The organism is Sphingobacterium corticis (assembly GCF_042684745.1).
GTDB lineage: Bacteria > Bacteroidota > Bacteroidia > Sphingobacteriales > Sphingobacteriaceae > Sphingobacterium > Sphingobacterium corticis.
Map to the genome: position 1 here is coordinate 1634723 of NZ_JBHUMA010000006.1, position 12589 is coordinate 1647311.

Consider the following 12589-nt stretch of genomic DNA (forward strand, 5'->3'; position numbering starts at 1 on the left):
ATTCGTACGCTAAATTCAAATATATCGATTTAAGCGATCGAAACGAATTTAATAACCCCGATATAATCGACATCGATCTTTAATGTACTTTATTAATGCATACGTCGACAAATCATCAAGCTCCTCCGGCAACGGACGATAATCTCTGGAAAAATTGATCAAAGAATCACCCGTAAGTTTGGTTACCTGTTTCACCAAGACCGTATCAAAATGCTGATCAATAAATTGCTCCTTTTCTTCCAAACGTTTCGCTAGTTGCGGATCTACCGCATCCTTCTTTTTCAATAACCTGAACACCGAAAGTAGATCAACCGAAATCAACGACGACGTGCTGCTGGCTCGATTTGGAATTACATTCGCCACGGAAGAATTGGATTTATCCATGAAAACACTTCGCCAAGCCGGTTGCTTCTTCGGTCGCATCTTTTCAAAATAATCATGTACTTGCAAGGAATCAGGATTTATCTTTCTTCCGCGAACCTTAATTTCTTCTAAAATAACTGTATCGGCCGCAACGATGTGCTTTTTGATCTCCCTCAAGGCGAAATGATCAAGCATTTTATCCAGACAAACACGCTCTGTAAAATTTGCACAATTTCCGGGCATAAGGAAACCACCAAATGCGATCAAAGAAATAGCAGCCTTCTTTTTAAGAATTAATAATTGGAAACAAGTCATACATAATTCATTACAGGAACTAATATATTGGATAATACACTGTCGTAAAGCTATTTAACGTACGTTAACAGCTTAAACATTTTTGAACCAAGTTTATTTTCGCAGTTGCTTTTTATTGAATAGTCGTTCTCCTTTCTCAATAAATTTTGTACCTTAAACTTCGGAGTACGAATCATTTGCCACTCTACTAATCAACGAGTCAACTTTAGACTCGAAAACATCTAACACATGACATCAAATAAACTTATCAGAAGAGATTTCATCAAAAAAGCACTAGTGAGCGCAGCAGCCTTTGCAATCGTTCCTCGACATGTGCTCGGTGGAAATGGCTATTTGGCGCCAAGCGATCAATTGACCAAAGGCGTTATTGGGGTGGGTTCCATGGGGCGCGGACATTTTGATTATGCAGGTACACGCACGGTGGCAATTTGCGATGTGGACAAGCGCCATTTGGCGATAGCACAAAAGCAATTGAAAGAACGCGCTACGGAATACGATGATTTTAGAGAGCTCATCCAAGACCCGCAAGTGGACATCGTACACATTGCTACGCCGCCACATTGGCACGGAATCATGGCAGTTGAAGCAGCACGATCGGGTAAAGACATTTGGTGTGAAAAACCTATGACGCGAACAATTGGTGAAGGAAAACGCCTTAAAGAAGCCGTCGCACAACACGGAAATATGCTGCGCTTAAATACCTGGTTTCGTTATGATTTGAATTTCTACGGCATGCAGGTTCCAGTCAAAAAAATTAAAAAACTAGTTGACAGCGAAATGTTAGGTTGGCCACTGAAGGTAACCATCAGCAAGCATACCGGGTTCGACTGGAAATTTTATTGGGTGGGCAATGAGCATCTTCCAGAGGAAAAGGTTCCCGAAGAATTGGATTACGACATGTGGTTAGGGCCCGCGCCGTACAAGCCTTACAGCACACATCGCGTGCATACTACGTTCCGCGGTTATTGGGACTATGACGGTGGTGGATTGGGCGACATGGGACAACATTACTTAGATCCAGTTCAATATTTTTTGGGCAAGGATAATGAAAGCCCGGTAAAAGTAGAAGTAGATGCACCGCAGCAACATTTTGATGCCGTCGGCACTTGGCGTAAAATTACGTATACGTACGCAGACGGATGTCAGATCGTGTTAGATGGAGCCGGAACCGAAGTTGGAAAACCCTATTTGGAAGGTCCGAACGGGAAACTTTTCAAAGGCTTCGTATCGGATATTCCCGATTTAGATCGTAAACTTTCTCAATTTCCAGATCCTGCACCCCAAATCGATGATTTCCTAGTTTCTTGCCGAACGCGACAAAAGTTTGCACTCAACGAGGAAAATGGTTATTTCTCTTCAACGCTGGTTAATTTAGGATTGGCAGCGCTTCGATTGAATAGAACCTTGCATTTCGATTCGGAGAAACAAGAATTTGTGAATGATGCTGCAGCAAACCGATTGATTAACCAACCTATGCGCGGTCCGTGGACCATTTAAGAAAGAAACCATGAAAAAGATTCTATATACGTTGGTTGCGTTAGCACTTTGTCAATCTACGGCAAACGCTCAGCTGTCAGCCAATCGATCAACGGCTACGAAAATTGCCGATTTATTAGCCAAACAACCTGCAGAAAATAGTAATTCCTTCTCGGAGGCCATGCAGGAATTGGAACAATTCGATGCCAAAGATGTCAAGGAATTGGCTTTATCATTAGAACAAAACCCAAAGAACACCGCTCCACTCACCTACGCGTTAAATTCTTACGCTTATTATGCTATGCAGTCCGACAAACGAAAAATGCGGGAGGTATATGTGGACGGTTTGTGTCAAGCTATAGAAGCTATGAAAAGCCGCAATTCTAAAGCATTTGTTTTGGAACTTTTAAAGAAGGTGGGCAGTGAAGATGCTATTCCTATTATGGCTTCCTATTTGTCGAATGACGAGTTGGTAAGCGATGCCGCAATCGCGCTTAGCGCGATTGGTGGACAGGAATCGATTGATGTTCTACTGTCCGCCTTGGAAAATAGTTCGTCCGAAAAGCAATCGGCAGCAGTCGTCACTGCTTTGGGGGAATTAAAGGCGCAAGGTGCGGAAATGGCCATATTGAACAGTTTGGAGAGATATACAAATGCAGCGCACCAACGTAATGCATTTCACGCGTTAGGTCGTATCTCAGGAAAGAAATCTGGCCCATTCATGTTGGATAAATCGAATGAGATTGCTTTCGCGTACGAAGCAACAAACGCTAGTTCGATAAGCCTCGATTACGCCGAAAATCGCTTCGCTTCAGGCGATAAAAAGCAAGCTTTGGAAATCGTTGAAGCTTTACTAAAAACACCAATAACATCCGAAAACGTTGCTTTGCGAGGTCGCGCCCTCGGTTTGTTAGCAGAAATTGATGTAAAAAAGACGAACCGTCAATTGCTTGAAGCAACGAAATCCGAGCATGCGAACTATCGTCAGATTGCGTTGAAACTATTAGAAAAATACGGTTCGAAAAAAGATTGGCAAAGGTTAATACAAAATCTTCCAAACGCATCCAACGAAACGCAAGAAAGTGTTTTTAACTTTTGGACTGAACAAAAGGACGGAAAATATGTGAATGAGGTGGAGAAAATCTTACCGCATATTAAAGAAAGTCGACCTCGCATTGCCGCATTGCGATTACTATCTTCTACTACAAATAAATCGGTAGCAAAAGATTTAATTCAAGAAATTGCTAAAGCGGGTTCGGAAGAAAAAGTTTTGATAAAACGCGTATTATTAAGCTCAAAAGAAAGCAATATCACAAATATCGTAAACGAATCATTAGCAGATAGCGAAGCACAAACGCAAATCGTATTGTTGGCTTTTCTTTTGGAACGTTCGAACGAGAAATCTTTTACCGCAGTTTCTCCGTTGTTAAGATCACCGGATACGCAGGTTAAAAAACAGGCTTATCAAACCTTATCAAAGTTAGTAGCTAATCAGGATATCGAAACCTTGATCAGTTTGTTGGATGAAACGGATTCGGAAAACTTGCCTTATTTACAAAAAGCATTAATTAGCGCTGCAGGTTCAGGTAATGCGCAAACTCTTGGTAAAATCAAAGCTGAACTCGAAAAATCGGACGATAAAAAATCGGCTAAATTACTTCCTGTATTAGCTGGGATTGGGGAGAAAAGCACGCTATTCATCGCGAAATCATATTTAGACAATTCAAGCACAAAAACGGCGGCAATAAATGCGTTATCTAATTGGTCGACCGAAGATGCACTGCCAGAACTCATCACCTTGTCGCGTAGCGAAAAAGGAGAAAACTTATCTATTGTGGTGGATGGATTGATAAAACAAATCAGTAAAAGTGCTATCACTCCCGAGCAAAAAACGTTGCACCTGAAAGATGTGTTCGTGTTAGCGCAAGACACCAAGCAGAAGCAGCAAGTTTTGCAAGCTTTACAAAATGCGGGCACGTTTCAAGCCTTCCTATTCTGCGCTAAATTTTTAGACGATGCTTCGCTAAAACGTCAAGCAAATAGTTCCACGATCAATATTGCTTTAGATCATCCTGAATATACGGGTGCAATTGTGAGCAATGTTTTGCAGAAAGCAATGGCTAATATGACGAAAGATGAAGGTGCGTATTTGCAAGCTGCATTGGAACGTCATTTGGAAAAAATCACCAATAACGAAGGTTTTGTTGCGTTATTCAATGACCAAGATTTGAGTGGTTGGAAAGGCTTAGTTGCTGATCCCATTAAAAGAAAAACAATGTCGCACGCAGAGTTGGTAAACGCACAGGCGAAAGCGGAGCAGGCTATGCGGACCAATTGGAGCGTTGAAAATGGTACACTTGTTTTTGGAGGAAAAGGCGACAATATCGTTACCGAAAAACATTACGGTGATTTTGAAATGTTGGTAGACTGGAAGTTAGATCCGAATGGTGAAGAGCCTGATGCTGGCATTTACCTACGCGGAACTCCTCAGGTTCAAATTTGGGATATATCACGTACGAATGTTGGTGCACAGGTCGGTTCTGGTGGATTGTACAACAACAAAACCAACCCAAGCAATCCCTTAAAGGTTGCCGACAACGCACTTGGCGAATGGAATACGTTTAAAATACGAATGATTGGCGAGCATGTGTCGGTTTGGCTAAATGGACAATTAGTGGTAGATAGTACGGTATTGGAAAATTATTGGGATCGCGACCAGCCTATATTCCCATCGGAGCAAATTGAATTGCAAGCACATGGTTCAAAAGTATGGTACAGAGATATTTTTATCAAAGAATTGGGTAACAAGCAAATCTTCGAACTGTCTGCGGACGAACAGCAAGATGGATTTGAGATGCTTTTCGATGGTTCAAATTTGGATAAATGGACCGAATCTACTGCTTATGAAATTACTCCACAAGGTCATCTACGCGCTAATCCAAATGCTAAATTCGGGAAGAATTTGTTTACCCAGGAGACATTTAGCGATTTTGTTTATCGCTTTGATTTCAAATTGACACCCGGCGCCAATAATGGTGTGGGCATTCGCGCACCGCTGGAAGGTGATGCTGCTTACGTAGGAACCGAAATTCAGATTTTGGACAACGATGCTGATGTTTACAAGAATTTGGAAAAACATCAATATCATGGCTCAGCATACGGTGTGATGGCTGCCAAACGTGAAGCGTTAAAGTCGGCCGGTGAATGGAATAGCCAAGAAATCCGGGTGCAAGGCGACCACGTAAAAGTAACTTTGAACGGAACAGTTATTTTAGATGGCAATTTAACTGAAGCTTCAAAAAACGGCACTTTAGACGGAAAAGATCACCCCGGATTATCCCGCAAAAGCGGACATATTGGTTTTTTGGGTCACGATTCCGAAGTGTTTTTTAGAAATATTCGGATAAAGAAACTGTAATCGTCGGTAGTATATTAAAAAGTAAAAAGGAGCACCAAATGGTGCTCCTTTTTACTTTTATGTATTTATAACACTTAGCAATTGGCTTATCAAAGCTTGTAGCATCAAATAACGACGCCAATTATCAGATTGCCGAGTATCGCTATCATTACATTGGATTCTGCTCCAAATTATCTAGCAATATTTCACGTTCTGGAATCGGTAATAATAATTTATTTTCGGTTACCCGATAAGCACCATTTGGGAAAATACTTGGGTTTTGTGCGACCTCACGTTGTCCATGTGCGTTCATCACAGTAACAGCTTGCTTCGTGCGAACTAAATCATACCATCTGTGATTCTCAAAAGCCAACTCAATTTGACGTTCTTGAGCGATTGCTTGACGAAATGCCTCTTGAGAATCGACACGCAAAGCAGTAATCGCGTTGCTTGATGTTTTCGAAGGAAGACCAGCGCGAGTACGCACTTGGTTCAACAAAGTAAACGCCTCTCCTTCAGGCACAAAACCAGCTTCGTTCAAACATTCAGCAATCATCAACAAAACATCTGCATAGCGGATTACTGGGAAGTTCACGTTCGTTTGCCCAGGCAATACAAAACCGTGATTAAACTTTTTGACATATGGAGCAGCAACGAAACCCGTACTATTTGTAAAACCTTCTGCTAGAGAAACATCTTTACGCAAATCGCCACTTTCATACGCGTTTATGATATCTTGAGTGGGCGTATTCCAGCCACTATTATAATTTAAATTGGTGGTAGGATCTTGAGTAACAATATTTCCAGAATCAAAAGGTGCAAACCAATACATGAAATTGCTCGACAAATTCGTTCCGGTAGTCGCATAATATTGAATTTCGAAAACAGACTCTGAATTATTCTTATTTTCCGGCTTGAAAATATCGCCGTAATTGCTCAACAACGTATATCCATTCACTTGCCTAAGTGCCGTCAACGCCTCTTCATAACGAGTCAAGGTAAGATATACTTTACCCAACAACGCATACGCCGCACCTTTAGAAATGCGTCCTTTATCTGCCGATCCGTAGGTAGAAGCTAAAGGAAGATTGGTTGCCGCGTCATTTAAATCTGCAATAATTTGCTGGTAGATTGCTTCTACACTAGCTCTTCCTTCAGAACCCGCGCTTTCCGGAGAACGAGTCGCCTCTATTCGAAGTGGCACGCCGCCGAATTGACGAACAAGGTTGAAATAATGGTAAGCACGCAAGAATTTTACTTCGCCAATCGACTGATTTTTGACCGCTTCTGTAAGGGCTACATTATCGATGTGCATCAACACATCATTACATCGGAAAATCGAAGAATAGCTATCACGCCAAAAATCTTGAAGTAGCGTATTTGCCGAATTTACTAAAAACTGATCGACCTCTTCTCTATTGATTTGTCCGCGCTGAGGAGCATTATATTGGAAGGTAGTATTATCAGAACGCATCTCACCAAATAACCAGAAGCTAAATGTTCCTAATCCTCGAAGCGAGCTGTACGCACCATTAACACCTTGCTTGATGTCTGATTCTGTTTGCCAATAGTTTTTATCGGTTAAATTAGCTTCTGGCGGCTGTTCCAAAAATCCCTTACCACAGCCGATAAATAATAAGGATGATAACAGTGAGTTAAATCCCATAAATAATATCTTTCTTTTCATGATTGTCTAATCTTAGAAGGTTAAATTGATACCTGCAGTAAATACTCTTGGCATTGGATAAGCAGTAAAATCGCGACCCGGTGTTAAGGCAGAGAAACCGTCGTTCGTACCTGCTTCTGGGTTGGCGCCACTGTATTTAGTAAATGTGGCTAGATTTTGAATGCTTCCGTACAATCTAAAAGATTTTAGCAGACTAGATGATCCGAAAATTTTCGAATCGAAATTATATCCGAAAGCGATGTTTTGTACACGAAGAAAACTAGCATCTTCAATCCACAACGTACTTACGTCGCGATACAATGTTCTAGCACCTACCGTTGTTGGCGTTTTGCCGTCTCCAGGATTTTCTGGTGAACGCCATCTATCAAGCACTTTACGATCCACATTAAATACGCCGTCGGTATTGGTTAGGAATTCATTACCGGTTTTCATCAATTCTCCGCCATGACTGCCCACTAAAATAACATTCAGATCAAATCTCTTGTATCCAAATGTATTCGTTAAACCATAGGTAAAGTCAGGATTTGCATTACCAATTACCGTAAAATCTTTTACAGGTTCAATAATTCCGTTGCCGTCAATATCCAAATATCGTACAGAACCAACTACCGAACTAGTCGCTGTAGGCTGCGTATCTAACTCTTGCTGACTTCTGTACAAACCGTCGAACACATAACCAAAAAATTGTCCGATTGGCTTACCTACTTCCGTTTTATGTGTAAAATAACCCTCGCCACTGCGTCCGCTATATATCGGTGCATTTCCGGTAGCCGGGTTCAACTCCAAAACTTTATTTCGGTTAAAACTGATATTTGCTGAGGTGCTCCAAGTAAAATCACCGACTAAATTTTGAGAAGTTACTGCAAATTCAAAACCTCTATTTTGCACTTTACCGGAGTTGATCATCGCCGTGCCAAAACCAGAAGCAAACGGAAGCTCGGTGTTTAGTAGCAATGAACTCGTAACCCGATTATAGTAATCGGCAACTAAATTCAATCTAGAATTGAATATGCTGATATCTACACCTGCATCAAATTCACTGGCTTTCTCCCAAGTCAAATCTTGGTTAGCCAAACTGGAAGTTACCCTTCCGTTTGCCAATGTATTTCCGAAAGCATAATTAGAAGAACCAACATTGGAGGCATATTGATAGTTACCAATATTGAAATTACCCGTTCTACCGTAACTAGCACGCAATTTCAAATCAGTCAACCAAGTAATATCTTTCAAGAAATCTTCCTCTGAGGCACGCCAAGCAAACGCTCCAGAAGGGAACGATCCATATTTATTGTTTATACCAAATCTGGAAGATCCATCCATCCTAAATGTCGCTGTAAACAAATACTTATCTTTCAACGTATAATTTACGCGAGCTAGATACGATAGCAAAGACCATTTTTCGACACCTGCACTTGCTCCATTCAACAAGGTTGAAGCATTAATCGTTTCAATTAAGTTGTCTGGATAATTCGTAGCGCCAAAGCCGTATCCATTGTACTTTTCTTCCTGTGCAGTGTATCCAGCTACTGCATTAATTCTATGATCAGTACCAAACGTCTTGTCATACGTCAAGGTAAGTTCCGAAAGCCAATTTCCTGTTGTATTTTGAGCGGTTGACGACGAAGGAATCGATGGATTTGGGTTTTGATTAGATGTTTCACCGATTACAAATGACGGCGAAAAGGCAAAGGAACTATTGTTGATGTAATCGTAGTTAAATGCATATTTAGCTTTTAATCCGTTCAAAATTTCATACTCCAAAAAAGCGGTAGCTAATGCTCTCAAATACTTGGCTTCTGTACCGGCAAACTCCAATGTATTTAACGGATTTCCTGCTCCAATCGCACCCGGCGAAGTAATAAAACGCGTTCTTTCTCCATTGGCGTCTGTAATTGGAACGATTGGGCTCAGCCACAATGTTCTGGTTAACACGTCACGACTTCCGACCTCAAACGAATTACGATTCTGAACTCCAGCCGTCGGCATCAAACCCATACCTAATTTGAATTTATCGGTAATGTTTGACTCCAAATTGAAGTTCATGGAATAACGTGTATAATCGGTATATCTGATTGTTCCTTTTTGCTCCAGCCTTCCTAATGACGCGCTATACCTTGTTGACTCGGAACCTCCGCGTATGCTTACATCCACATTACTTTGAGGAGCAACGCGCAACACCGCATCATACCAATCTGTTCCTATGCCATATTGAGCTGGATCTCTAAATGCTTCCGGAATGTCCGCATCCGTAGCAGTTTCACCTCTTGCTGCGAATTGGTCAATAATCAAATCTTTGCGAAACTGTGCATACTCAGTACCATTCAATACTTGAGGACGACCTTTCATCGGCACCGCTTGCAAGCCGCCATATGTATTCAAACTTACTACCGGTGGACCCGTTTTTCCGCGCTTAGTCGTAATCATGATAACGCCGTTCGATCCTCTCGAACCATAAATAGCTGTCGATGATGCATCTTTCAATACAGATACCGACTCTATATCGTCTGGACTAATGGAGTTCAACGGATTATATTGCTGTCCTCCAGTATTAGTAATGGCAAATCCATCGACCACGTATAATGGGCTGTTTCCAGAAGTCACCGAACCAGTGCCTCTAATTTTAACGTTTCCTCCACTTCCCGGCATACCGCTCGGTGAACTAATTTGCAATCCCGGTACCTGACCGATTAACTTTTGTTCTATAGAAGCAACTGGGATATCTTTTACTTGAGTCGAGGAAACGGAACTTACCGATCCAGTTAAATCTTTTTTCTGAACCCGACCGTACCCCACAACGACTACCTCATCCATATCTTGATTGCCCGTTTCAAGAACAACGTTGATTTCTCGTACCTCCCCGATCGTTGTTTCCTTAGTCAGATAACCTACATACGAGAATGTCAAAATACCTTTGGCATCATTTACTTCCAATGTATAGCGTCCATCTTCATTCGTGGATGTGCCTGTAGTAAGTCCTTTTAGCATCACTGAAACACCAGAAATAGGTGATCCAGACTGGTCGGTTACTCGTCCTGTAATCCGAACAGGTTGTACAGGTTGAATTAGGTTTTTAAGTTTCAAGCGCGTCGAATAGTAATTTTCAGCACTAACGGCGCCGTTGAAATTTACAAATCCCAATAGTGCTAAAAGAGCCGCGGTTTTGGCCACGCGACGAAAGTAACACTTTCTTGGAGTTGCGTTAATAACTCCAGACATCAGATTTTTCTTCATTTTTCTTCATTTTAGGTTATTTATTTAGGTTAGCTTTTTTCTTTAGTTGCAATTCCTTATGTTTTCCGTTTAACAAAATGTCAATTTGTATTACATAAATGTCATATCATATACTTCTAGGTTATGACTATTTTTTATAACCTAACCGCCAAATTAAATGCACTAAATAAAACATCCATCCTGCTCTCCACCATAACAGAACAGGTTGGAGCAGGACAGTTTTTAGTATAAAACGTTGTTCCGTGTAGTATTTATTTACTTATTTTGTCAAAAAGCAAAGCAACGGATTGTTGATCTTTATCCGTTTCTATTTATCAATTGGTTACCCATTCATTTTATGATTTTAAAGATCTGTTAATTAGCTTTTTAATTTTTTTATTAGCACTAACATTATTAATTTATTATTCTATATTAGTTTTACACTAATACCGTTTTAAAATTCTATTATCGTCTGATAAGCAATAAACACATTTTGGAATGAGAATTATTAAATAAAATACACTGAAATATGAAAAATATTATCCTTTAGATTGTTTGCTGGGGATTTATAGTGTTTGAACATCAATCTTTTGAGCAGTCGTGTGACTTGATCAGTCGCGCTATTTATCATTGAGAGAACATGGAGCCGATTAACAAAAAGGAAATTTATACTGCTGCGTTAGTAAACTTTATTGTAGAGAGAGATTCGAATGTGACGGAGGTAGGTTATCTCCAAGCTGTTAGAAGAAGGTTAAATGATGTAAAAATTGAAAACGCTGGCGTTATAAATGTAATATCAAACAATGGGTAAAGCTAATACTAGAGGGCTATTTTCCGTTATTGGAATGTTAATTGGCGGGTTATTGATTATACCGTTAGGTATGAGGGTTATTGATTTGTCGAGGCACAGAAATAACTTCCAACCTCTTTCAGAAACATATTCTACAGGTTTTATTGAAATGCCGGTTCGTATGGCTAATCTCAACCAAAGCAATGAGGCAAATAGTTATAACAACTACTTAGAAGTTTTACACACAATAAAATATGCTGCAACAGGTAGAAAAGATGCTAGCGAACGCGTCGCGGAGTGCTACAAGATTGATCAAGATCTAAATTCTAAGAAATTTTTTAAATTAATTATGATTGTTCCTTGGCTCGATTTAAAGGCACATGAATATTTTAGAACAATTGAAGAGCAGGACTCCTTAATACTATTAATTAATAGAGAAGAGTATTTAAATCCAACTAATGGCACAAAGGAACATCCTTACTTAGTATTTGGTGTGAGAGGTGCTGAAAAGCCGCTAACATGGGAAGATATAAACGAAAACAAAGTGTACAATGTGGATATCAAGCCAGAACAATACAGTTATAGCGCAGAAATGTACTGGACTTATATAGCAACGAAGGAGGAATTTGAGAGACGATTTAGCAAGAGCAAATAAATAACATCTTTCATGCTGTTACCGTCCCGACGAACGCACGTGGGTTGTTCGTTTAGGCGACGATACACACACCTATCACCGATTTTCGCATCCTGATATAATGGCTGGGTATTTCGCATTGGCGAAATCCGGTATGCAGATGGCACCATCCTGTCTTATCATTATGAGGGGACGGAAGGCTATTTATAACGGATCGTTGATGTGTTGAATGATTCATCACTCCAGATAGCAAATAGCAACGCAACAAATAGTAGAGAGAAAACAAGTAAAAATGATTTAGGCAAGCGGCTATCCTCTGCAAATAAAACATCACTTTTCATTTCTCCGGCTTTATGAATAAACGATTTGGTTACGATAAGATGTGTATTAAAATACGGACATTTTAATCTGCATCTATAAATTTAGTGATTAGTACCCAATCCTTAAAAAATTTTCCTAAATATCAGATAATTCAACTAATACCATCGCCTTTAAAAAAGTTTATTCTTTTAATATTTTTTAATCTTGCTTGCATACATACATTTGGTTTTCAACGGGATTTGGAAAATTTACCGAATCCGAAAACGCAGGGGTAAAGTTATTTCGTTAACAATCCTGACCACGTGCTAAGTAGTTCAGCAGAAGAATTAATCGCGATGAAATTGCGCCCAACCAACTTGGTCGTTTTCTGAGCGAAGGACAATTGAGGGAGGAAAG

General features: G+C 40.2%; 7 protein-coding genes. 4 read left to right on the plus strand and 3 right to left on the minus strand.

Going from position 1 to position 12589, the window contains the following annotated elements:
* Window positions 1–48 precede the first annotated feature (48 nt).
* A complete protein-coding gene (locus ACFSQ3_RS12965) occupies window positions 49–678 on the minus strand; it encodes a hypothetical protein (RefSeq protein WP_380869976.1) in 630 nt (209 codons plus the stop codon).
* 228 nt (window positions 679–906) lie between these two features.
* Between ACFSQ3_RS12965 and ACFSQ3_RS12970 the strand changes: the two genes are divergently transcribed.
* Together ACFSQ3_RS12970 and ACFSQ3_RS12975 are read left to right on the plus strand one after the other, a co-directional pair.
* Window positions 907–2175 carry a Gfo/Idh/MocA family oxidoreductase gene (locus ACFSQ3_RS12970; RefSeq protein WP_380869977.1) on the plus strand — a complete coding sequence of 423 codons (1269 nt, stop codon included), beginning with the start codon at window positions 907–909 and terminating at the stop codon, window positions 2173–2175.
* Between the two features lie 10 nt (window positions 2176–2185).
* On the plus strand, window positions 2186–5572 hold the full coding sequence (locus ACFSQ3_RS12975; RefSeq protein ID WP_380869978.1) for a family 16 glycoside hydrolase: 3387 nt from the start codon (window positions 2186–2188) through the stop codon (window positions 5570–5572).
* A 148-nt stretch (window positions 5573–5720) separates the two neighbouring features.
* Here ACFSQ3_RS12975 and ACFSQ3_RS12980 read toward each other — a convergent pair whose 3' ends face one another.
* Both ACFSQ3_RS12980 and ACFSQ3_RS12985 read right to left on the minus strand, forming a co-directional pair.
* Window positions 5721–7238, minus strand: a complete 1518-nt coding sequence (locus ACFSQ3_RS12980; RefSeq protein ID WP_380869979.1) for a RagB/SusD family nutrient uptake outer membrane protein — start codon at window positions 7236–7238, stop codon at window positions 5721–5723.
* Window positions 7239–7250: 12 nt separating this feature from the next.
* Window positions 7251–10469, minus strand: coding sequence for a SusC/RagA family TonB-linked outer membrane protein (locus ACFSQ3_RS12985; protein WP_380869980.1), 3219 nt, complete (start codon window positions 10467–10469; stop codon window positions 7251–7253).
* A gap of 619 nt (window positions 10470–11088) precedes the next feature.
* Here ACFSQ3_RS12985 and ACFSQ3_RS12990 point away from each other — a divergent pair.
* Together ACFSQ3_RS12990 and ACFSQ3_RS12995 are read left to right on the plus strand one after the other, a co-directional pair.
* Window positions 11089–11259, plus strand: a complete 171-nt coding sequence (locus tag ACFSQ3_RS12990) for a hypothetical protein (RefSeq protein WP_380869981.1) — start codon at window positions 11089–11091, stop codon at window positions 11257–11259.
* The gene (locus tag ACFSQ3_RS12995) at window positions 11252–11893 is read left to right on the plus strand and encodes a hypothetical protein (RefSeq protein ID WP_380869982.1); all 642 of its coding nucleotides are present in this window, start codon (window positions 11252–11254) and stop codon (window positions 11891–11893) included. The genes ACFSQ3_RS12990 and ACFSQ3_RS12995 overlap by 8 nt, the downstream gene beginning before the upstream one ends.
* Window positions 11894–12589: the final 696 nt, after the last annotated feature.